Raw genomic sequence first — 22,433 nt, forward strand, 5'->3', positions numbered from 1 at the left:
TTGGGGGACTCGGGGCACAATAGGGCTCATGGGAAATCATGTAGGAAACAAAGTCGTACTCATCGGCGCAGGTGATGTTGGAGTTGCCTACGCATTCGCACTCGTTAACCAAGGAACCGTCGACCACCTGGCCATCATCGACATCGACGAGAAGAAGCTCGCCGGCAACGTGATGGACTTGAACCACGGCGTGGTCTGGGCGCCTTCGCGCACCCGCGTCACCAAGGGCACCTACGCGGATTGCGCTGATGCCGCAATGGTGGTCATTTGCGCCGGCGCCGCGCAGAAGCCGGGCGAAACCCGCCTGCAGCTGGTGGATAAGAACGTCAACATCATGAACTCGATCGTCTCCGACGTCATGGCCAACGGCTTCGATGGCATCTTCCTGGTTGCTTCCAATCCAGTGGACCTTTTGACCTACGCAGTGTGGAAGGCTTCCGGCCTGCCGCATGAGCGCGTCATCGGCTCCGGCACCATCCTGGACTCCGCGCGTTATCGCTACATGCTCTCGGAAATGGATGACATCGCTCCGACCTCCGTCCACGCCTACATCATCGGCGAGCACGGCGACTCTGAGCTCCCGGTTGTCTCTTCGGCCAATATCGGCGGTGTGTCCTTGTCCCACCGCTCCGAGGAGGACCCGGGCTACAACGAGCGCATCGAGAAGATCTTCGAAGATACTCGCGACGCTGCCTACACGATCATCGACGCCAAGGGTTCCACCTCTTACGGCATCGGCATGGGCCTGGCACGCATCACCCGTGCAGTCATCCAGAACCAGGCCGTCGTCCTGCCAGTATCCGCTTACCTCCAGGGCCAGTACGGCGTTGAGGATGCCTACATCGGTACCCCAGCGGTGATCGACCGTTCCGGTATCAACAAGGTCGTTGAGCTGGCGCTCGACGAGCACGAAAAGGAGCGCTTCCGCGCTTCCTATGAAACGCTCAACAAGATCAAGACTGAGATTTTCGGATAGTGAAAATTGTCGCGCACAGGGGATACTCCGGTAAATATCCGGAGTTGTCCCCTCTTGCATTTGCTAAGGCGCTGGAGCTGCCGATTCACGGCCTCGAGTGCGATATCCGCCTGTCCCGGGACGGCAAGGTCGTGGTCAACCATGACGCCACCCTTGACCGCACCGCGGGCCGCCCAGGCCGCATCGCGCAGATGGATTGGCAGGAATTGCGCCAAGTCGGAATCGGCGGTGGCCAGCGCATGATGCTGCTCGATGAATTGCTGGAGATGCTGGGCGATAACCCGCATCACCTTTACATCGAAACCAAGCATCCCTCCGGCCAGGGTGATGTCCTTGAAGAACAGCTGGTGCTGCGCTTGCGCTACGCCGGGCTTCTCGATGACCCCCGCATCCACATGATTTCCTTTTCCCACAAAGCAGTCCGGCGCATGCAGTCTCTTGCCCCGCAGGTCGATCGCTTCTATCTACGTCGCGACTGGGAGCGGCACTTCCCGGATGTTTTGCTTTCCCGCCCAACGGGCCTGGGCATGTCGTTGTTGCGTGCCAAATTGCGCCCCGATGACATCGGGGCCTTTGGGCTTCCTACCTATCTGTGGACGGTGGATAAACCGGATGACATGAAATGGGCGTGGTCCAACGGAATAGACATTTTGGCCACGAATCAACCAGAAGTGGCCCTACACGCCATCGAGCTCTAGCCAGCAGGTAGATTGGTGAACATGGCCAAGAAGAAAAAGAACAAGGAACAGCTGCCTGAGGGAATGTCTCGCCGTCAGGCCAAGCTAGCTGCTCGCGCCGCAGAGCGCGCGGCCCTAGAAAAGGATGCCCGTCCATTCGGCGGCTTGAGCGCTGAGGCTTCCCTCGTTGCGATGCAGGAATTCGTTCCTTCCGCGACTGCAAAGCTCTCCCTCAAGGGCTTTGACAAGAACGTTTATGTCGCCACCGTTCTGCCGGGCGCTTCTGCCGCACTCATCCGTGACGATGAGTTCGGCGGCGACGCATTCGTGGGCTTGCAGGTACAGTCCCACACCCACAACCCGGGCCGCGACCTCGCATTCGCCCTGAACTGGGTAAAGAATAATGAGCCGGGCTCTACCCTTGAGTCCACCGCGGCAGACGGCTCCGAGCCGGCTCTTAGCGAGTTGCTTGAGGAATCTGCAGACTTGGACATTAACGTCTACCAGGATTTCTCTTGGTGGATGCCAGAGGGCGCTCAGATCACCCCGCAGGTGGCGCAGTCCATGCAGATGGCAAACGACTCCGTCATCGAGTCCCACCAGGTAGGCAACGACATCGAGGGCATCGCCTTCTGGGCAAACGCCGGCGGCGGCAAGGCGCACATCCGTTGGGTACGCCCGAACGATGATGAGAACGCCTTCTTGAACGCCCTGGCCCGCGTTGCAGCACGCGGCGAGCTGAACCTTGGTGAAAACACCAAGTTCGCCGGTGTTTTCCGCACCCACGGCCTCATCGCGCCGGTCTTTGACCTGCAGCCAGAGGTAGCATTCGACTCCTACGAGGCAGAGCTTGCCCGTGTCGACAAGGCGCTCGCCGCAGAGATCGACAACGACGAGAACCTGAACTCCGACGAGCGCAAGCAGCTCGAGAACATCAAGTCCCGACAGGTCACCCTGCGCTAGAAAGTAGCTGTTTAGTACTTCCCGCGCGGACGATGCGCCTACAAAAGACACAAAGAAGGGGAGGCACCTCCGATGAGGTGCCTCCCCTTTCATGATCGCTGCTTTATCGGGAGCGGTCTTACTTCAGCGAATCCCACAGCTGCTGGGTTGCTTCTTCATCCCAGAGCACCACGTTGCCCACCGTGGTGTCCTCGAAGCCGCCGATTGGCACGGTCTCCGTCTCCACGCCGCTCGCCATGGCCAGCGCCACGCGGGCCAGGTGCCAGACGTGGTCTTTTTCGCCCACGATGAATGAGCTGGCGGTGTGGTTGACCAGGGAGATGGTCCTAAACGGGTTGATCAGCGTGCTCGGCGAGGTGATCTTATCCAGCAGCGCTGCGAAGAATTCACGCTGGCGCTGGACACGGTCAAGGTCACCCATGGCGGTAGCGCGCGTACGCACATAACCCAGAGCCTGCGGCCCGCGCAGTTCCTGACAACCCGGCTGCAGGTTGATGCCGGCGAGCGGATCATCAATCGCTTCCTTGACACAGATATCTACACCGCCAACAGAATCGACCACGTTGGCCAGGCCGCCCATGCCGATTTCGGCATAGTGATCGATGTGCAGGCCAGTGGATTGCTCCACGGTTTCCGTCAGCAGCTGCGGGCCACCATAGGTAAAGGCAGCATTGATCTTGTCCATGCCGAAGCCGGGTACCTCGACGTAGCTATCGCGCGGAATGGAGACCAGCTTGGCCTTGCCGGAGGTCGGAATATGAAGGACCATGATGGTATCGGTACGGCCAACGCCCACGTCACCGCCGGTGCCGAGCTCTGCCTGCTGTTCCTCCGTCAGCCCCTGGCGGGAATCGGAGCCCACCAACAGCCAGTTGGTGCCCGCCGTATTGGAGACCTGCTGTTCCGGCATCGCCTCGATGCGGGTCAGGCGCGAATCCGTCCACAAGGTAAAGACCAAAGTCAGCACGAGCATGATCGCCACGAACCAGCCCAGGCAGCCCAAAGACTTCTTAATCGGGTTTACCTTCTTGCGGCGGCGATGCGGACGCTGCGGCTTTACGCCCCTTGTGCCTTCAGGTGAGCGATAGCTGCGCGGTACATCCGGCGTTGCGCGCCGAGGCGCGCGCTGTGGCATAGGCTGTTGCTCGAGCCGGGGCGGCGTGCGCCGTGGCGCGCCCTGATTGCGCTCCATGTATGCGCCCACATCAAAACGGGTTTCTTCCGGGCGGGGAGAGGTTGGGCGGGAGCTAGGGTTACTCGCTGCAGATCCTGCCCGCGGTGGGCGCGGCGCTGCTTGGCGACGCCGCACTGGGCGCCCAAATCGGTCCCTTATAGGTTTGCCGTCAGCACCGAGCACGTAGTCTGCGGCCGAGCCTGCGCCGGAATCTGCTCCGGAGGCGGGCACAGGGCTATCACCTGCGCGGCGTGCCTCGCGATGCGGGTCTCGTCCAGATTCAGTCATGCGCTCAACTCTACATCGAATTCACTCCTGTCCCATATGTGTACATGCGTTTGTCCACATGCGTGTGTCCCGAACTGGGCCGTGAATAAACAGAATACGCAATCTAGAAAAGCAGGGCATATCCCACGAAAGCCACGGCGTCGATGAGAAAGTGCGCGATGATAAGCGGCCAGACCTTGCCGGTCTTGGCATAGAAGTATCCGTAGACCAGCCCCATCACGATGTTGCCGAAACCTGCCGATACACCCTGGTAGAGATGATCAGAACCGCGCAGGATTGATGACGCCGCGAGGGTGGCCGGCAGCGCCCAGCCTGATTGGCGCAGGCGGGTCATAAACCAGTAGACCACCACGACTTCCTCGGCAAAGGCGTTCGCGGCTGACTTCAAAAGCAGCACTGGCATTTCCACCCAGGCATTATCGAAGGAGGTTGGGACGACTTCCTTGGTCCAACCAAAGTGCAGCGCAGAGTAGTACAGAGCGAGCCCCGGCAACCCGATGAGCGCGGCCAGGCCTGCGCCCTGCAGCCAATCCCTTACACGCGGGAAACGCTCAAGCATCGCCGCGGGTTTGTTTCGGACCGAAAGCAAATAGAGCGCCAGCGCGCCCCAGGAAAACAGCACGGCGGCGGAGCAGAGCTGCAGGCCCAGGTCCAGCCACGGGGAGACAGATTGGCTCGAGTTGATGGTCACCGATTGCTCGTTCAGCGGTGCTGGATTGAGCAGGTCATCGATGAGCCGCAGCACCGAGCGCACGCCCGAAATACCAAAACTCAAGGCCAAGACGATGAGGATTTCCGTCAGCGTTGCTCGCATCGCCTGGGGTCGAGCATCCTTGTGTAGATTGCGCGTCATGGGTGCAGCACTTTCGCGAGGCCGAGCAGCTCGGCGTCGTCAAGCGTGATGCCTCCCAAATGCACGCCCACCGGCGGATGGTCTGGCACCTTCCAGGGAATCGAAACCGCGGGCAGCATCGCGACGTTGAACAGCGAGCCCCACGGCGACCACCGCGTTTGTTCGTCGAAATTCTCCTGGTGCGGGAGGGAGGTGAACGCGCCGCGCCTGGGCGGATCATAGGCCAGCATTGGTGTGAGAATGGCGTCTACCTGCCAGTACTCCGCTAACAACGCTGGCAGCTGCGCCGCGTGTTCGCGCGCCGCCGCGTGCTCCGCGTTGCTAACCTGCATCCCGTGCTGGCGAATCCACTCGGCATAGCCGGTGGTCTCCGGCAGCTTGGCCAGCTTGCGCATGAATAGGTGCTGGAAAGCCCGGAATGTCTCGCCTGCCTGCGGATAGGGCGAAATCGACACCGTTTCAAAACCCTGGCCTTCCAAGGACTGCGCTGCTTCATTGACCGCCTGCAGCATGTGCGGGGCAACGGCCGTGGAAGCAAAGAGCGGATCGACCAGCACGCCTACCCGTGCGCGTGGCGTCCGTGGGCGCAGTTCGTGGAGAAAAGCGGCGTCGTCAAGAGTGCGCGCAATAAAGCCCTGCACTGCCAGCTCCTCGCCGGAGGGCTTGAAGCCCACCACGCCACAAGCCGCAGCGGGCACCCGGATGGAGCCGCCGCCGTCCGAAGCATGGGCCGCACGCAGCAACCCTCGGGCCACCTGCACGGCCGCACCGCCCGAGGAACCACCCGGCGTCTTTCCTGGATAGAGCGGGTTATCCGGATGTGGCAGGCCCACCGGCTCCGTATCTATCCGTAGGCCCAGCTCCGGTGCCGCGGACTTACCCACGATGCGCGCACCCTGCTGCTCCAAGCGCTCGATGAAAGGATCGCTGAACTCTGGGAGATAGGTGCGCTGCGCATGCCCCATGGTAGTCGGCATGCCCGCTACATCGTTGAGATCCTTGGCGGAGAGTATCCACCCGCTCAACCGGCCTTCCGCCTGCGGTGCGCGCTCCAAGTCGAGGTGGGTAAATCCATGTTCTTCGGCGCTTAAATGCCCAAGCGATTCGCGGAGAGCCGCCAAGCTGAAATCCGGGGAAAACTCCATGGCGCCACAGTCTAGTGGGCTAGGGTTGCCAGCATGAGCAACGCAACAAAAATTGCTTTCCTTGGCCCCGCCGGTACTTTCACCGAGGCTGCCCTGCAGCAGATGGCCAGCGAATTCGCCGCCGTGGAACCGCTGCCAGTGGACTCGCCCGCGGCAGCTGTGAACGCGGTGCGCGCAGGTGAAGCGGACTATGCCTGCGTTGCCCTGGAAAATTCGGTCGACGGTGCGGTGACCGCCACGTCCGACGCCCTGGTCGATGGCGACGCAGTGCAGATCTATCGCGAAGTCGACCTGTCTGTTGCGTTTAGCATCATGGTTCGGCCCGGCACTAAGCCCAATGACGTGCGTACCTTCTCCACCCATCCGGTGGCCTTTCAGCAGGCCCGTGGCTGGTTGGCAGAGAATCTTCCCGCTGCCACGTTTGTTGCCGCCAGCTCCAATGGCGCCGCAGCCCAGGCGGTAGCTGCGGGGGAAGTCGATGCGGCAGCAGCGCCGGCCCGCGCCGCGGAACTCTTTGAGCTGGACACGCTTGCCGATGCCGTGGCCGACGTCCAGGGCGCCACCACCCGCTTCGTCCTCGCGGGGCTGCCCGGAAAACCAACGACCCGCACCGGTCGTGACAAGACCGCAGTGGTCTTTACCCTTCCCAACGAACCCGGTTCGTTGGTCGGCGCACTGGAGGAATTCGCCCACCGCGGCGTGGATCTTTCCCGCATCGAATCGCGACCTACCCGCACCGGACTCGGCACGTATAGGTTCCACGTGGAACTAGTAGGCCACATCGATGACGAACCCGTGGCCGCAGCGCTGCGCGCATTGTGGTTGCGCGCGGAAGAACTCGTCTTCTTGGGTTCGTGGCCCTCCTATTCGGATAAGGGCACGCAGCCGCGTGATCTATCGCGCTTGAAAGCGGCAGATGAATGGGTAGCGCGGGCACGGAAGGGCCAATAGTGTAGGAAACTATGAGCGGAAGAATCTTTCTCGTGCGCCATGGCCAGACCTACTCCAACGTCGAGCACCTGCTTGATACACGCCCGCCGGGAGCCGAGCTTACCGAGCGTGGCCGTGGTCAGGCCACGGACGTGGGCCAAGAGCTTGCGGAGCTAACCGCAGGCCGCAAGGTGCGCTTTTATTGCTCTATTGCGTTGCGCGCCCAGCAAACCGCGATGCTGGCGGCGGAGTCTTTTGCCAAGGCCACCGGCCAAATCCGTGTGCCTGTGGAGGTGAAGACGGGCATCCACGAAGTTTTCGCCGGCGACTTCGAGATGGACGGCAGCGAGGACGCCCACCGCTCCTACATGGTGGCGCTGCGCGGCTGGCTCGACGGCGACGAGAACGCCTGCATGGAAGGCGGCGAGACCTACCGCAACGTTTTGGAGCGCTATCAGCCGGTGATTGAAGAAATTGCCGCTAACTTAGGCGAGGACGAGGACGCGGTCGTTGTCAGCCATGGCGCTGCCATTCGTGTGGTCAGCCGTCACGCCACCGGAGTCGACGCGGACTTCGCCTACACCGGGTACATGGCAAACGGACGTTTTACGGTGATGGAACCCAACGGCCAGCCCTTTGGCAAGTGGACACTGAAGCGCTGGGCAGATACCGATATGGAAGAATCCAGCAGCATCTAGCCGAGGGCGCTAACCCCAGCCCAGATGGTGTAGCTCGTGTTCTTCTAGCCCGAAGTAGTGGCCTAGCTCGTGGAAGACAGTCACCTCGACTTGGTGCGCCAGCTCTTCTTCCGTGTTGCACCATTCCTGCAGCGCACCGCGGTAGATGAAGATGGTGTCGGGGAGAAAGCCCGTGTGGTCGAAAGTGCGATCCGGAAGGGCCACGCCCACGTAGAGGCCCAACAGGTGGGGATTTTCTGCGTTGAAATCCTCCACCAAGATGGCCAGGTTGCGCATCCGCTGGACGAACTCGTCCGGGAGTTTATCGAGCGCATCGTTGACCATCTCATCGAAGCGCTCTTCGCTTACTAAATACACCTGCTGCTCGCTATCGCTTTTTGTATTGCCGATTTGCTCGGTTTATTACTGCGCGGCAGGTGCCGGAGCGTTAGCCGCCGAGTTATTGTCTGCTGGGGCGCCTTGTGCGTTAGGCGCTGTGGTGGGCGCTGCGGAAGGCTTGCGCACCGGATTGCGCTCTGGCTGGACTGCTGGTGGCGCGCCGTCGATAGTCAGAGCGTCACGGCCGCCGGTGGCTGAGCCGGTGATTGCGGAGAAGTGGCCATCGTTTGGGTGCATCAAAGAGCAGTTCACGGAGCGGCTGCCACCGTTCCATGCGGCCTCGCTGACCGAGCCCCAGAAGGGCTGCAAGGTGGACTGATAAAGGTTTTCTTCCTCGCCCAGGTACTCGATGGCGGCGGCCGTACAAGTTTCGTTGAGGTAGGAATCCAGTTCCTCACCGTTGGGGTAGCCACCGGTGAAGTGTTCGCCTAGGTTCACGATGGATACGGTCTCCAGCTGGTGCGGCTGCGCACAGTCCACGGTGCGCACGACCTGCTTGTCATCGATGCTGCGGCATTCGCCAGGCTTGGCGACGACCGCCTGATCTACCGCTTCCACGTTGCCGGTATTTAGCTGTGGAACGCCTGCCTCATCGGTGGTCTGTAGGCCACAGAGTAGGGTGCGATCTCCTTGCTGCCATGCTGCCTGTGGCGGCAGGACAGATGCAATGTCGTACTTGCCGTTTGGATCCCATTTGCCGTGCAGGTAGCCCAGGGTGCTGGACTCGCACAGCTCATCGCGCAGGGCATTCTGGCGCGTGACGTCGGGACGTTCGGCGTCGGGGCCGAACTCGCTGGTGGGGTAGGTGCTGAGATCCTCGCGGGCGGCAACCTCGAAGCGGTGTGGTTTGTCGCAGGAAATTTCTGCGAAGTTAGAGATTTCTCCCTTGCCGTCGATGTCCCAGGATAAGCAGGTGCCGGACTCGGCCGAGGTAAATGCAACTACCTCCGGCTCGGCGGAGGGCTGCTCTGCTTTATTGGGAGCGGACTGGTTGCCAGTATTCGGGCTAAGCAGCCCGTATGCACCGAGAAACGCGGCGGCTGCGAGGGTGGCCACCAAGAATAAGCGGACGGCAAACGATGAGCGCCAAGGAGAATTCTTACTCATAAGGCCTCCCATAGTACCCGCCTGCCTGGGATTCTTCTTATCTCTTAGGTGTCGAGAGCGCGGCTTACCCGCGTGGTAAGCCGGTAGCGGTCGGTGCGATAGACCGAAGAACACCACTCAACTGGGCGATCGCCCGAGCGGGACTTGCGGATGATGTGCAGCAGTGGGGTGCCGGGCTCGACGTCGAGAAGCTGGGCTATCTCCGCATCCGCCGCAATCGCCGTGACCGTCTGGTCCGCCTCTGTGATCGGTAGATCGAAGTTGGAGTCCAGGATGGCGTAGACCGAGTTGTAGATGTCATTTTCCAGAAGGTTGGGAACAAAGGCAGAGTTATACCCGCCGTCATCGATGGAATAGGGCTCCCCATCGCCCAAGCGAAGGCGGCGCAGGTGGGTATGCGTCACGGAAGGATCGGCGCCGAAGAACTCGGACACCTCATCCGGGGCTGACGCGCGGCCGCCCAAGAGGATTTTGCTGGAGGCCTGGACACGTTGGGCACCCATTTCATCGGAGAATGAGGCCAAATGCAGACGAGATACTAGGGGATTAGGGGCGACGAAGGTGCCTTTGCCGCGCACGCGCCGCAGGCGTCCGGCGGCAACCAAATCACCGATGGCGCGGCGCACCGTGATGCGAGAGACGCCATAAGTCTCTTCCAGAATGCGCTCACCTGGGAGGATGTCCCCTGGTTTCAAAGTGGTGTTGCACAGCTCGGTGAGGATGTCACGCAGCTGGGCATGCTTTGGGACGGGTCCATCGGTGATTATTTGTGCGGTCATAAACACATAATAATTCGCTGGTTATTACCACTGCAAGGGCAGCTTAGTGCGCTAAACTTTTAAGCGTGATTGATCTAAAGTTCCTCCGCGAAAACCCAGACGTTGTCCGTGCCTCCCAGGTAACCCGTGGTGAGGATCCAGCTCTTGTTGACGAGCTTCTGGCCGCCGACGAAGCTCGCCGTTCTGCCATCCTGGCAGCCGACGAGCTACGTTCCGAGCAGAAGGCCTTTGGCAAGAAGATTGGCCAGGCCTCCCCAGAAGAGCGCCCAGCCTTGCTGGAGGGTTCTAATGAGCTGAAGGAAAAGGTCAAGAAGGCCGAGGCGGAACTGGCTGCTGCTGAAGAAAAGGTAAACGAGCTGCAGTTCCAGCTCTCCAACGTCGTGGAGGGCGCGCCGGCTGGCGGCGAGGATGACTTCATCGTCCTCGAAGAGGTTGGCACGATCCCAGAGTTCGACTTCGAGCCGAAGGATCACTTGGAACTCGGCGAGTCCCTTGGGCTTATCGACGTAAAGCGTGGCGCCAAGGTGGGCGGCGCCCGCTTCTACTACCTGACCGGTGACGGTGCCTTCCTGCAGCTGGGCATGCTCATGCTCGCGGCACAGAAGGCGCGCGAGGCTGGCTTCCAACTGATGATCCCGCCAGTTCTGGTTCGCCCAGACATCATGGCTGGCACCGGCTTCTTGGGCCAGCACTCCGATGAGATCTACTACCTGCCGGCAGATGATCTCTACCTCGTCGGTACCTCCGAGGTTGCGCTCGCGGGCTACCACAAGGATGAAATCCTGGATCTCAGCGACGGCCCAATCAAGTACCCCGGTTGGTCCTCCTGCTTCCGCCGCGAGGCTGGCTCCCACGGCAAGGACACCCGCGGTATCCTGCGTGTTCACCAGTTCGACAAGCTGGAAATGTTCGTCTTCTGCAAGCCGGAAGAAGCAGAGCAGATGCACCAGATGCTACTGCAGATGGAAAAGGACATGCTCGCTGCGATGGAGCTGCCTTATCGCACCATCGACATCGCTGGTGGCGACCTTGGCTCGTCTGCGGCCCGCAAGTTCGACAACGAGGCATGGGTTCCAACCCAGGGCTGCTACCGCGAGCTGACCTCCACCTCGAACTGCACCACCTTCCAAGCGCGTCGTCTGCAGACCCGTTACCGCGACGAAAACGGCAAGACCCAGTACGCCGCAACCCTCAACGGCACCCTGGCCACCACCCGCTGGCTCGTTGCCATCTTGGAAAACCACCAGCAGGCCGACGGCTCCGTGGTTGTCCCAGAAGCGCTGCGCCCATTCGTGGGCAAGGATGTTCTGTGTCCGCGCTAAAGCAGATTAGTTAACAGTTATATATACGTCCCCCGGGTTTTCCTGACCCGGGGGACTTGTCGTGCTTAACTAGTAGTTGTTTTGTCCGAGCTACCTTTAGCCTTCACAAAGTCCCGCATATTTTAACCAGGGGGAAGAACTATGAACGCCGTTAAAGACTTCTTTTATCAACGCATTGTCACCCTGGCACGGGGCGTTACTATTGCGCAGGGGCTTAAGTTTCGCACCTGGGGCGAGGAGAATATCCCGGACAAGGGCGGCGCGGTGCTCGTGGTCAATCACACCGGTTACATGGACTTTGTCTTCGGAGGTTTTCTACCGCATAAGAAGAAGCGCCTGGTGCGCTTTCTGACCAAGGCCGGCGTCTTCAAGACCCCAGTCGTGGGCCCACTGCTGAAGATGATGGGCCACATCCCGGTAGACCGTATCGATGGTGGAGCTTCCATCCGCCAAGGCATCGAGCTGGCCAAGGCCGGCGAGCTGGTCGGCGTCTTCGCCGAGGGTACGATTTCCCGCAGCTTCGAAATCCGCAGCATGCGTGGCGGCGCAGCCCGCATCGCTTATGAAGCCGGCGTGCCGATTATCCCGACGGTCACCTTCGGCTCCCAACGGTTGTGGACCAAGGGACAGAAGAAGAACCTGGGCCGCAGCAATACCCCGCTGCTTATCCGTGCCCTCGAGCCTTTTAAACCGACTGGCGACGTCGAGGCAGACACCGCCGAGATTCGTCGCCGCATGCAGGAAGGCCTCGAGATGCTCTGGAAGGACTACGAGGCGGAGTTTGGTCTAATGCCGAAGGGCGCTTTCTGGGTTCCAGCCCGCATGGGCGGCGGAGCGCCGAGCCTGGAGGAAGCAGAGCGCGAGGATAAGGCGGTCGAGTCGGAGCGCTACCGCGTGCGCCGCCTGCGCGATGACCTGATGGGGCTCAAGACTCGCATCTCCGAAGCCACCTCTGAGCTGGTCAAGGACCGTCTGGCCATTACCGCAAAGCCGGCCAGCGGCGAGGTGGAGGAGCTCAAGCGCACCACCCCGGAGACACTCGAGTGGATCAAGGAAAACCTCAACATCGTCATCGAGGAGGCCACTCGTGGCTTGGGTGAGGGCCGCGACAAAGTCACCGAAATCATGGGACAGCTCAAGGTTGATGTGGCTGAGACGCAGGCCAACCTCGCCACCAGTAGCAAGGAAGTCTTCGCGGGCTCCAAAGTGGAGCAGGGCTTGTTGAGCGCTGCGACCCAGTCGCGCCTTATCGTCTCCCGCCTGCCACACCGCATGAAGGCGCACTTCACGCAGATCCCGCGCATCGTTGTGGCAGATGAATCCACCTTGAATTATGAGGATGGTTCCGTGACCAAGCGCCTGCATGATGCATTCGCCGGCGTTTATCCGGAGTCGCAGATGCTGGTGCTGATGTCCCCGCAGGCGGCGGCTTACCCAGACTCCACCTTTGCCAATATCCAGCAGGAACTTTGGAGGATTGAGCATCAGGGCGGCGTCGTCAAGCATGGCTCCGAGGTTATTGCCATGCATCCGCTTTCCGACGCCGCCGTTGCTGCCATCGAAGCACACAGCGACATTGTCGTCGAATGGGCCTACGAAGGTGGGGAAGTGGTCTCTGGTCATATCAAGCGCGAGCTGCGTGAGGTGAAGGACGTCCTGGGTGAAGTACCCGGTGCCCGTTTCGTGGACACCCCAACGGGGCTAATCGTGGTTGCAGATGAGGCATGTCGTTGGGTTGCTACTGAGCAGATTCTTGAGCTAGTGGGGGCGGCCCCGCGTGAGGTGACCGTCTTTGCTGGTGAGGCAGGAGACGAGGTTTTCTTGGACCACACGCAGGTGGTCGCGCTGGAGACTGCACCCATTGAGCTGGTCAAAGAAGCAGGTTCCGTGACCTACTCGGCAGAGCGCGCTGGCGTCTCCGAGGTGCTGGAGGCGATGGCGAAGTTGAATAAGAAGAAGTAGACCTTAAAAAGGTTAGGGAAACCGCAAGGAGCGTCTGGATATGACCGGGCGCTCCTTTTTATTTGTCTGTCTACACCCCCCTATAGGGGTATAATAAGTTTCTTTCCTTTATAAAAACTCATGGAAAATGGTGGTTACGGTGGCGAAACTTACGAGTGAGTAGTGCAACAGCGCGCTTTCTGTCGTGACCCCTAACATAAGATTTAGGAGAAAAGATCTTCAAGGCCCGAGGCGGGGAATGGACCACTTTGGGCGACCATGAGGCTCCACCTGTCACCGTAGCGCGCGCCGTGCGAGAGCACGGCGACTGTATTGCGATGGCATAAGGGGCAAGTTAAGGAGATGAGTTTAGTAATGACAAAGCTAAGCAATCAGAGTTTCAACCCGGAATACTTTGAAAAGGCATGGGAGAACTACTCCGATGAGGAATATGACGTCGTCATCATCGGCGGTGGCTCCGTTGGCGCAGGCGCAGCAGTCGACGCCGCTACCCGTGGCCTGAAGACCGCAGTTGTCGAGTCCCGCGACTTCGCAGCAGGTACCTCTTCCCGCTCCTCCAAGATGTTCCACGGTGGCCTGCGCTACCTGGCGATGTTCGACTTCCGCCTGGTCGCCGAGTCTCTCCATGAGCGCGAGCTCAACATGTCCACCCTGGCTCCGCACCTGGTCAAGCCGCTGAAATTCATCTTCCCGCTGACCCACCCAGTCTGGGAGCGCGTGATGATGTTCGGCGGCTTTACTTTGTATGACCTCATGGGCGGCGCAAAGAGCGTTCCGATGCAAAAGCACCTGACCCGCAAGGGCGTGCTGAATGTTGCCCCGGGCCTGAAGGATCACGCAGTGGTTGGTGGCGTGCGCTACTACGACACGCTTGTCGACGACGCTCGCCACACCATGACCGTCCTGCGTACCGCCGCCGAGTTCGGCGCCAGCGTCCGTACCGGCACCGAGGTCGTGGGCTTTGAAAAGGACCGCGGCGGCCGCATCACCGGCGCGCATGTCCGTGACGTTGCAACCGGCCGCGAGACCACCATCAAGGGCCGCGTCTTCATCAACGCCACCGGCGTGTGGAATGACAAGATCCAGGAGATGGCCGGCGTGGAGGGCAAGTTCACCGTCCACGCTTCCAAGGGCGTGCACATCGTCGTGCCGAAGGACGCCCTCGACGCCGATGCTGCACTGTGCTTCGTCACCGAGAAGTCCGTACTCTTCGTTATTCCATGGGGCGAATACTGGATCATCGGTACCACCGACACGGACTGGGAAAAGGGTCTATCTCTGCCGGATCCGGCACCAACCAAGGCCGACATCGACTACATCCTGGATCAGGTTAACCAGCGCGTTTCCCGCACCATTACCCGCTCCGACATCGTCGGCGTTTACTCCGGCTTGCGCCCGCTTTTGACCGGTAAGTCCGACACCACCACCAAGCTGTCCCGCAACCACGCCGTGGCCAAGGTTGCTCCGGGCCTCGTCTCCGTTGCCGGTGGCAAGTACACCACCTACCGCGTCATTGGTAAGGATGCCGTTGACCTGGCCGTCAAGGAGCTGACTTTCGACGCTCCAGAGTCCGTCACCGAACGCACCCCAATCCTGGGTGCCGAGGGCTACCACGCTCTGGCTAACCAGGTACCGACCTTGGCTAAGCGCTACGGAGTGCACCAGGACGTCATCGAGCACCTGCTTGGCCGCTACGGCTCCCTGCTGGGCGAGGTCCTCGCTCCGGCAGAAGAAGACGCTGAGCTGCTGAAGCCGGTTCCAGGCGCAGAGCAGTACCTGTGGGCTGAGGTGCGCTACGCCGTCACCCACGAGGGTGCACTGCACCTGGATGACATCCTTTCGCGCCGCCTGCGCATCGCCATTGAGTACGCACACCGCGGCGTCGATTGCGCCGATGCGGTGGCCAACTTCGTCGCTCCGCTGTTGGGCTGGGACGATGCTACCAAGCAGGCAGAAATCGCCGCATTCAAGCAGCACACCGAAGCCGAGCTGCAGGCAGAAGCAGCACTGACCGACCAAGAAGCAAACGACATCCTCGTGCGCGCGGCAGGCAAGCCGCAGGTATAAGGACCATTCAAGAGAAAGACTAAAAGCATGACCGCAATGGATGCTTTCCTCTGGGAGTTCATCGGAACTGCCCTGCTCCTCCTGCTGGGTAACGGCGTGTGCGCCTTGGTTACCCTGCGCACCTCCGGTGCCAAAGGATCTGACTGGATTGTCATTGCCCTGGGCTGGGGCATGGCAGTTTTCGTGGGCGCCAGCGTGGCGGACCCTTCCGGCGGCCACCTCAACCCGGCCGTGACCTTGATGGTTGCCATCAACGGCGGCCTTGAGTGGAACCTCGTTCCTGCTTACATCGCAGGCCAGCTATTGGGCGCAATGCTCGGCGCATTGCTTGCTTGGGCGGCCTTCAAGCAGCTTTTCGACGCCAATAACCTCGACGAAGCTGGCAATGAAACCGGTGCGAACGCCTCCACCGGTGGCATCTTCTTCACTGGCCCTGCTCACCCGAATAACTTCTGGAATGCGGTCACTGAGTTCATCGGTACCTGCGTACTGTTGATGTTCATTGCCTTTGGTCCTTCCGGCGGTGAGATTGGTGCACTGAAGTATTTCGCAGTCGCATTCGTCGTCGTTTCGGTCGGCCTTTCCCTGGGTACCCCAACCGGCTACGCCATCAACCCGGTCCGTGACCTGGGCCCGCGCTTGATGTACGCATTCGTCCTTCCCATCAAGGACAAGGGAAGCGCCAACTGGGGCTATGCCTGGGTGCCAATCGTCGCCCCGCTGCTTGCTGCAGTAGCCATCGGTTTCCTTTCCATGGCTTTGGCTTAAATACGCATCTCACCGCATCTTTGAAAATACGCAAGGAGTAAATCCATGAGCGAAAACAAGTTCGTAGCAGCAATCGACCAGGGCACTACGTCCACCCGCTGCATCATCTTCAACCACGACGGCGAGCAGGTCTCCGTCGGCCAGTTCGAGCACGAGCAGATCTTCCCGGAAAAGGGTTGGGTTGAACACGACCCGAAGGAAATCTGTGACAACACCCGCCGCGCCGTCGGCGAGGCTTTGGCCAACGGCGACGTCTCCGTCGAGTCAATCGTTGCGCTGGGCATCACCAACCAGCGCGAGACCACCGTCGTGTGGGATAAAAACACTGGTGAACCGGTCTACAACGCAATTGTTTGGCAGGACACCCGTACCACCCAGATCTGCAAGGAGCTGGCGGGGGAGGAAGGCCCGGACAAGTGGCGTCGCCGCACCGGCTTGGTCATCAACTCCTACCCGGCAGGCCCGAAGGTCAAGTGGATCCTCGATAACGTCGAGGGCGCTCGCGAGCGTGCCGAGGCTGGTGACCTGCTCTTCGGCACCATCGATACTTGGCTGCTGTGGAACCTGACCGGTGGCGCCGAGGGCGACGGCGACCAGCCGCCAGTTCACGCAACCGACGTCACCAACGCATCCCGCACCTTGCTCATGGACATCGAAAAGCTCGAGTGGGATGAGGAACTGTGCAAGGAGATGGGCATTCCTACCTCCATGCTGCCGGAGATTCGTCCTTCCCTCAGCGACTTCCGCACTGTGCGTGCCCGCGGCTCCCTGGCTGGTGTGCCGATTCGCGCCATCCTCGGCGACCAGCAGGCAGCAATGTTCGGCCAGGGCTGCTTCCGCCCGGGTTCTGCAAAGAACACCTACGGCACCGGCCTATTCTTGCTGCTGAACACCGGTACCACCCCGAAGTTCTCCGAGAACGGTCTGCTGACCACGGTGTGCTTCCAGCGCGAGGGTGAACGCCCTGTCTACGCGCTCGAGGGCTCGGTCTCCATGGGCGGTTCCTTGGTGCAGTGGCTGCGCGATAACCTGCAGATGATTCCGAACGCGGCCTCCATCGAGAACATGGCCCGCTCCGTCAAAGACAACGGCGGTGTTTACTTCGTGCCGGCCTTCTCCGGACTCTTTGCGCCGTACTGGCGCCCGGATGCCCGCGGCGTCATCGTTGGTCTTACCCGCTTTGCCAACCGTAATCACATCGCCCGTGCGGTTCTGGAGGCAACTGCTTACCAGACCCGCGACGTCGCCGATGCTATGGTTGCCGATTCCGGTGTGGAGATCACCGAGCTGCGCGTCGACGGCGGTATGACCCACAACGAGCTGCTCATGCAGTTCCAGGCGGACATCCTGAACGTCGAGGTGCACCGCCCGAAGAACGTGGAGACCACCGCAACCGGTGCTGCCTTCGCCGCTGGCCTGCAGGTCGGCTACTTCGAGGATCTGAAGAGTCTGGACACCGGCAGCGGTGAGTTCAAGGTCTGGAGCCCGAAGATGGATGAGGAGGAGCGTTCCAACCTCTACAGCGAGTGGAAGCGCGCCATCAAGCGTTCCCTGGCTTGGGAAGACTCTGAAGACGACGACGTTATTCAGTAGGCAACCCTCCCGCTAGCTCCCGATGAGCTAGCGCGCTCTAGGTCCCGCATCTTTTTTGGTGCGGGACCTTATTTCTTGCAGGAGGCACTAATTGCCTGCGGGCGCGAAGTAGACTGTGGGGCATGGTTGATTCCTTATGGGCGCCGCGCCTTATTGCCAGTGACATCGACGGAACTTTGTTGGATAAGAACCATCGCGTCACCAAGCGAAACCGTGAAGTAATCGCCCGAGCCGTGGCTTCGGGTGCGTACTTTGCGCTTTCCACCGGGCGCCCGTTCCGCTGGATTGCGCCCGTGCTGGAGCAGCTGCCCGTCCGCCCGGTATGCGTGACGTCGAATGGCGCCGTCATCTACGATTCCGCGGAAGATAAGCTCCTCAATGTTCACGCGCTCTCGCCCGCCGCCATCACAGAAGTTATCGCCGTGGCGCAGGAGGTGCTCGACCCGCTTGGGGGAGCAGGCTTCGGCGCGGAACGCGGCGGGACCTCGCTTGCCGACCCCGTCGAAGAGCTTTTTGTGGTGGAGCCCCGCTATTCCGAGAACGCGCTTTTCGACGGCTTTGGGGTCGTTTCCATCGATGAATTAGCGGCTGAGCCCGCGGTGAAATTGCTTATCCGTAACACGCAATTTAGCGCCCCTGAACTCTACGATCTGATTGCTCCGCGGGTGGACCCAACGGTTGCTCACGTTACCTATTCGATGACGGAGGGCATCCTCGAAGTCGCTGCCCCCAACGTGACCAAGCGCAAGGGCGTGTCCTGGCTGGCGGAGAACTTCGGCATCGAACGTAGCGACATAATCGCTTTTGGGGACATGCCCAATGACATCGAAATGCTGTCGTGGGTGGGGCGCGGCGTCGCCATGGGCAATGCGCATCCTGCCGTGAAGGAGGCCGCTGACGAAGTCACCATGGCCAACCATCAATCGGGCGTGGCAAAGGTGCTAGAACAATGGTTCTAGCACCTTAATCCTGCAGGGGCTGACACCCCCTGCCAACTAGTCGGTGAAGACGTTAATCTTCTCGGTTGCTGGGTCGTACTGGATGTAGCCACCCTGGAAGTCCACGCGGATTTCGCGGCCGTTGCCGGTGGAGACCTCGTCGGAGGTCGGCAGGCCGAGTTTGGTGGAGTTGTCGCCCTCGGACCAAGCCTCAGCGACCTTGCCCGTCAGGGCGTGGGTGCCCGTTTCCTTGGAAGAGAGAACAACGCCGTTTTCAAAGAGCTGGGAGACAATGCCCGCCTTGAAGTCCGGGCCGCCTACTGCGAGGCCGAGAACCGGGCCGAAGGCGTTCAGGATTGCCGTCCAGGACTGCTGCAGGCTCGGGTTGCCGGAGATCTGGACGACCTTGGAGACAATGTTTGGAATCTCCGAGGTGGTCAGGCCACCGACGACGGTCTTATTGCCGTCGACCTTCTGGCCCGAGCGAGACAGGAAGATGCCGACCAAAGTCGCGGCGATACCGGCAACCGCCTGGACTACTGCAACCGGCACCTGGACGCCGCCCAGGGAGGAGGTAGCGCCGTTCGTACCGGTGTTTCCGCCTGGGTTTCCGCCGGTGTTTCCACCCGGATTATTGGTACCCGGCGTCGTGGTGCCGGTATTCGTCCCAGTGTTCGTGTTGGTGCCATCGTTGGATGGCAGCTGCGCACCGGAGCCGGCAGTGCCGTTCTTGATGGACTGGTATTTGCGGTAGGTCGCATTGCGGATATCGCCCCAACGTGCCACGGTGTACTTGCCTGGGCAGGCGGTGTAGTGCAGGTCATTGTGGCCGTGGAAGGTCGGAACGTGAGCAACCGTTCCTGCTGGGAAACGGGAGCCGTTGAAGCCGCCGGAGACCAGGTCGGTGGAGCCCTTCGGGTTGATGTTGGAGATCGCGGCCTTCCAGCCAGCGATTTCCGCCACGGAATTCAGCATGGCTTCCGTCGGTGCTGTGGTTTCGTAGTTACCAATCATGGAGATACCCCACGTGTTGGTGTTAAAGCCGCCAACGTGTGCGCCCTGCACGGCCTTATCGAGGCCGCCGTAACGGCCCTCATAGATGGTGCCGTACTTATCCACCAGTGCGTTGTATCCGATATCGCACCAGCCCAGGTTCTGCGCGTGGTAGTGGTAGATTCCGCGCACCTGCGCTGCAGCATCAGCCTTGGTGTAGTTGTTGCTGCCCGCGGTGTGGTGCAGGGTCAGTGCCTTAACGCCGTCGTCGTAGTCTGGCCCCATGCAGCGCTTAGACTCGTCCGCACCCCAGCCCGCGCGGGAGACGACCCTTGGCATGCCGTCGGTGACGGCGGTCTGCTCGATAGCCTCGCCAGCCTGCGCATTGCCGTCAATGAAGACAGCCTCCATGCCCTCGGTGCTGGTGTTGTTTGCCGACGCGCCAGATTCCTGTGCGCCAGATTCCTGTGCGCCGGAATCCTTAGTGTCCATCTCCTGCACGTCAGCCACCGGCGCAATGTCACCGACGTTGTACGGCAGCGGCGCCGGGTGCGGGTTGGCTGCTGCTTCCGCGGCCTGTTCAATCACGGACTGATTGGAGTCCTCCGCCGGTGCGGAAGCAGGCGTCTGGCTTGCCGACGCCGCCGGTGTCGAGGGTTCCTGTGCCGCGGACCCCGGGGCCTGTGCACCATCTTCTTCCACGGGGGTTTCCTCGAAGCTCTTGTCCAGGTTGGTGCCCGAGACAAGATCTACGTTGTTGATGGAAACTTGCACGTCGTTGGTGGTGTCGGTGTAAATCAGCTCGGTGCCGTTAGTGGCGTTCGGATCGTCGTTGGTATAACCCGAGTTGTCCATGCCGTACCACTGCGACCACGAACCGTCAGCCTGCTTCGCGCGCACGAAAGCGGCGACGTCACGAGCGCCCTTCCAGGTCACAGCGAACATGGAGAAAGGCTCGTCGCGGTGGAATTGCTTGACGGCGCGGGGGCCGTCGCCTTCGCCCTGGGCAGAGATAGCAGCGTCATCGACAACGACGGTTTCGCCGTCGCCAAAGCTCGTCAAGGCGGAAGCTACTTCGATGGGGCCGGAGCCGTTTTCTTGGGTGCGCAGCACTTGGTGGCCACCGAAGGCGGCAGCCGCAACCATCGAGACAGAGGTGACAGCAGCGATGATCGGAGTGGACCACTTCGACTTGGTAGGAACGAGACGGCGTCGTAGTTGCACGTTATCTCCCTTGAGGTTTTGCGTAACGCGTGCGGGTGGTTTAGACAGCTCAAACCGAATTACGAAAGTTAACAGTTGCGCAAAATGTTACTTTTGTTGTTTCTGTTAATCCTGTTCCGACACGCGTCAAAAGTGCATTCTTGATGAAGTTCTTTGTGGGTGTCATCCCCGGCGAGAAGGGCGATCTCCAATAAGGTGGGGTACATGACTTCTTATGACCTCATCGTTGTTGGATCCGGATTCTTCGGCCTGACCGTTGCAGAACGTGCGGCCTCTCAAATGGGCAAGAAGGTGCTCATTGTCGAGCGCCGTAACCACCTGGGCGGCAACGCCTACTCGGAGGCGGAGCCGGAGACAGGAATCGAGGTGCACAAGTACGGAGCGCACCTGTTCCACACCTCTAACGAGCGCGTGTGGAACTACGTCAATCAGTTCACTGATTTCACCGACTATCAGCACCGCGTCTTTGCCATGCACAACGGCACCGCGTATCAGTTCCCAATGGGTCTGGGCCTTATCAATCAGTTCTTCGGCAAGTACTACTCGCCGGATGAGGCACGCCAGCTCATCAAGGATCAGGCCGGCGAGTTCGACGTTGATGAGGCGCAGAACCTGGAAGAGAAGGCCATCGCTCTTATTGGTCGTCCGCTCTACGAAGCATTCATCCGCGATTACACCGCAAAGCAGTGGCAGACAGACCCGAAGGAGCTGCCAGCAGGCAACATCACCCGCCTGCCTGTGCGCTACACCTTCAATAACCGCTACTTCAACGACACTTACGAGGGCCTGCCGGTAGACGGTTACGCGGCATGGCTGGAGAACATGGCGAAGCACGAGCTTATCGACGTCCAGCTGGACACCGATTGGTTCGAGGTTCGCGAACAAGTTCGCGAAGAGAATCCGGATGCGCCGGTTGTTTACACCGGCCCGTTGGATCGCTACTTCGACTTCTCTGAGGGTGAGTTGGGCTGGCGCACCCTGGACTTTGATCTTGAGGTTTTGCCGACCGGCGACTTCCAGGGCACCCCGGTGATGAACTACAACGATGCTGACGTTGACTACACCCGCATCCACGAGTTCCGCCACTTCCACCCAGAACGGCAGGATAAGTACCCGAAAGATAAGACTGTCATCATGAAGGAATACTCGCGCTTCGCCGAGTCTGGCGACGAGCCGTACTACCCAATCAACACTCCAGAGGACCGCACCAAGCTCGAGGCTTATCGACGCCGCGCTGCCGCCGAGGCACGCGAGAACAACGTTCTTTTCGGCGGCCGCCTGGGTACCTACCAGTACCTCGACATGCACATGGCCATTGCCTCCGCGCTGAGCATGTTCGACAACAAGCTGGCCCCGTTCTGGAACGAGGGCAAGGCGCTTGAGCAGGAGCGCGGCCACTAAGCCGAACTCCTTCAACACAACACTCAACACACCACCCAACACACCACACTGTGGAGTGTTGGGTGGTGTGTTGTATGTAGTGTTGCGCAGGCCGGGAAAGCTATGATTGACCTGCGAAATCAACCCTTACTTTGAGGATTTTGGACGAGGAACACGTGCGAACACTACACAACACACCACAGTGTGTGTAGTGTTGT

At 60.4% G+C, this 22,433-nt stretch carries 19 protein-coding genes; 12 read left to right on the forward strand and 7 right to left on the reverse strand.

Features of this window, described 5'->3' with window-relative positions; genetic code table 11:
* The first annotated feature begins 28 nt into the window (after positions 1–28).
* The 3 genes from HMPREF2935_RS00970 to HMPREF2935_RS00980 are packed head-to-tail and all read left to right on the forward strand — an operon-like array spanning position 29 to position 2,616.
* Complete coding sequence (locus tag HMPREF2935_RS00970; protein WP_061925105.1) at positions 29–976, forward strand: L-lactate dehydrogenase; 948 nt, start codon at positions 29–31, stop codon at positions 974–976.
* Positions 976–1,674 carry a glycerophosphodiester phosphodiesterase family protein gene (locus tag HMPREF2935_RS00975; protein WP_062043054.1) on the forward strand — a complete coding sequence of 233 codons (699 nt, stop codon included), beginning with the start codon at positions 976–978 and terminating at the stop codon, positions 1,672–1,674. Before HMPREF2935_RS00970 ends, HMPREF2935_RS00975 begins: the two co-directional genes overlap by 1 nt.
* A 21-nt stretch (positions 1,675–1,695) precedes the next feature.
* The gene (locus HMPREF2935_RS00980; RefSeq protein WP_061925103.1) at positions 1,696–2,616 is read left to right on the forward strand and encodes a DUF5926 family protein; all 921 of its coding nucleotides are present in this window, start codon (positions 1,696–1,698) and stop codon (positions 2,614–2,616) included.
* 118 nt (positions 2,617–2,734) lie between these two features.
* On the opposite strand, the gene HMPREF2935_RS00985 is transcribed toward HMPREF2935_RS00980, so the two are convergent.
* The 3 genes from HMPREF2935_RS00985 to HMPREF2935_RS00995 form a co-directional block, all read right to left on the reverse strand.
* Positions 2,735–4,078, reverse strand: coding sequence for an LCP family protein (locus HMPREF2935_RS00985; protein ID WP_070731615.1), 1,344 nt, complete (start codon positions 4,076–4,078; stop codon positions 2,735–2,737).
* 103 nt (positions 4,079–4,181) lie between these two features.
* On the reverse strand, positions 4,182–4,931 hold the full coding sequence (locus tag HMPREF2935_RS00990; RefSeq protein WP_210400709.1) for a CPBP family intramembrane glutamic endopeptidase: 750 nt from the start codon (positions 4,929–4,931) through the stop codon (positions 4,182–4,184).
* The gene (locus tag HMPREF2935_RS00995; RefSeq protein ID WP_070731618.1) at positions 4,928–6,076 is read right to left on the reverse strand and encodes an amidase; all 1,149 of its coding nucleotides are present in this window, start codon (positions 6,074–6,076) and stop codon (positions 4,928–4,930) included. The genes HMPREF2935_RS00990 and HMPREF2935_RS00995 overlap by 4 nt, the downstream gene beginning before the upstream one ends.
* A 33-nt stretch (positions 6,077–6,109) precedes the next feature.
* On the opposite strand from HMPREF2935_RS00995, the gene pheA reads away from it, so the two are divergent.
* Positions 6,110–7,027 (forward strand): prephenate dehydratase, encoded by a 918-nt coding sequence (pheA, locus tag HMPREF2935_RS01000; RefSeq protein WP_061925094.1) that lies wholly within the window; start codon positions 6,110–6,112, stop codon positions 7,025–7,027.
* Positions 7,028–7,038: 11 nt separating this feature from the next.
* Positions 7,039–7,704 (forward strand): histidine phosphatase family protein, encoded by a 666-nt coding sequence (locus HMPREF2935_RS01005; RefSeq protein ID WP_062043068.1) that lies wholly within the window; start codon positions 7,039–7,041, stop codon positions 7,702–7,704.
* A 9-nt stretch (positions 7,705–7,713) separates the two neighbouring features.
* Here the strand turns inward: HMPREF2935_RS01005 and HMPREF2935_RS01010 are convergent, their stop codons facing one another.
* The 3 genes from HMPREF2935_RS01010 to HMPREF2935_RS01020 are packed head-to-tail and all read right to left on the reverse strand — an operon-like array spanning position 7,714 to position 9,968.
* Positions 7,714–8,061 (reverse strand): metallopeptidase family protein, encoded by a 348-nt coding sequence (locus HMPREF2935_RS01010; RefSeq protein ID WP_096337089.1) that lies wholly within the window; start codon positions 8,059–8,061, stop codon positions 7,714–7,716.
* 45 nt (positions 8,062–8,106) lie between these two features.
* Positions 8,107–9,189 (reverse strand): septum formation family protein, encoded by a 1,083-nt coding sequence (locus HMPREF2935_RS01015; RefSeq protein WP_070588556.1) that lies wholly within the window; start codon positions 9,187–9,189, stop codon positions 8,107–8,109.
* 44 nt (positions 9,190–9,233) lie between these two features.
* Positions 9,234–9,968, reverse strand: a complete 735-nt coding sequence (locus HMPREF2935_RS01020) for a GntR family transcriptional regulator (RefSeq protein ID WP_070731620.1) — start codon at positions 9,966–9,968, stop codon at positions 9,234–9,236.
* A 65-nt stretch (positions 9,969–10,033) separates the two neighbouring features.
* On the opposite strand from HMPREF2935_RS01020, the gene serS reads away from it, so the two are divergent.
* The 6 genes from serS (at position 10,034) to HMPREF2935_RS01050 (ending at position 18,639) form a co-directional block, all read left to right on the forward strand.
* The gene (gene serS, locus HMPREF2935_RS01025) at positions 10,034–11,290 is read left to right on the forward strand and encodes a serine--tRNA ligase (protein WP_070731621.1); all 1,257 of its coding nucleotides are present in this window, start codon (positions 10,034–10,036) and stop codon (positions 11,288–11,290) included.
* Positions 11,291–11,431: 141 nt separating this feature from the next.
* The gene (locus HMPREF2935_RS01030; protein WP_070731623.1) at positions 11,432–13,252 is read left to right on the forward strand and encodes a lysophospholipid acyltransferase family protein; all 1,821 of its coding nucleotides are present in this window, start codon (positions 11,432–11,434) and stop codon (positions 13,250–13,252) included.
* Between the two features lie 354 nt (positions 13,253–13,606).
* The gene (locus HMPREF2935_RS01035; RefSeq protein WP_061925075.1) at positions 13,607–15,319 is read left to right on the forward strand and encodes a glycerol-3-phosphate dehydrogenase/oxidase; all 1,713 of its coding nucleotides are present in this window, start codon (positions 13,607–13,609) and stop codon (positions 15,317–15,319) included.
* Between the two features lie 27 nt (positions 15,320–15,346).
* Complete coding sequence (locus tag HMPREF2935_RS01040; protein ID WP_061925072.1) at positions 15,347–16,087, forward strand: MIP/aquaporin family protein; 741 nt, start codon at positions 15,347–15,349, stop codon at positions 16,085–16,087.
* Positions 16,088–16,132: 45 nt separating this feature from the next.
* Positions 16,133–17,680, forward strand: a complete 1,548-nt coding sequence (gene glpK / locus HMPREF2935_RS01045; RefSeq protein ID WP_070731624.1) for a glycerol kinase GlpK — start codon at positions 16,133–16,135, stop codon at positions 17,678–17,680.
* 122 nt (positions 17,681–17,802) lie between these two features.
* A complete protein-coding gene (locus HMPREF2935_RS01050; RefSeq protein ID WP_061925066.1) occupies positions 17,803–18,639 on the forward strand; it encodes a Cof-type HAD-IIB family hydrolase in 837 nt (278 codons plus the stop codon).
* Between the two features lie 36 nt (positions 18,640–18,675).
* Here the strand turns inward: HMPREF2935_RS01050 and HMPREF2935_RS01055 are convergent, their stop codons facing one another.
* Complete coding sequence (locus tag HMPREF2935_RS01055; protein WP_070731626.1) at positions 18,676–20,835, reverse strand: N-acetylmuramoyl-L-alanine amidase; 2,160 nt, start codon at positions 20,833–20,835, stop codon at positions 18,676–18,678.
* A gap of 204 nt (positions 20,836–21,039) precedes the next feature.
* Between HMPREF2935_RS01055 and glf the strand changes: the two genes are divergently transcribed.
* Complete coding sequence (gene glf, locus HMPREF2935_RS01060) at positions 21,040–22,236, forward strand: UDP-galactopyranose mutase (protein WP_070731628.1); 1,197 nt, start codon at positions 21,040–21,042, stop codon at positions 22,234–22,236.
* Positions 22,237–22,433 lie beyond the last annotated feature (197 nt).

Origin of the sequence: Corynebacterium sp. HMSC076D02 (genome assembly GCF_001813815.1) — a bacterium.
In the GTDB taxonomy this organism is placed as follows: Bacteria; Actinomycetota; Actinomycetes; order Mycobacteriales; family Mycobacteriaceae; genus Corynebacterium; species Corynebacterium simulans.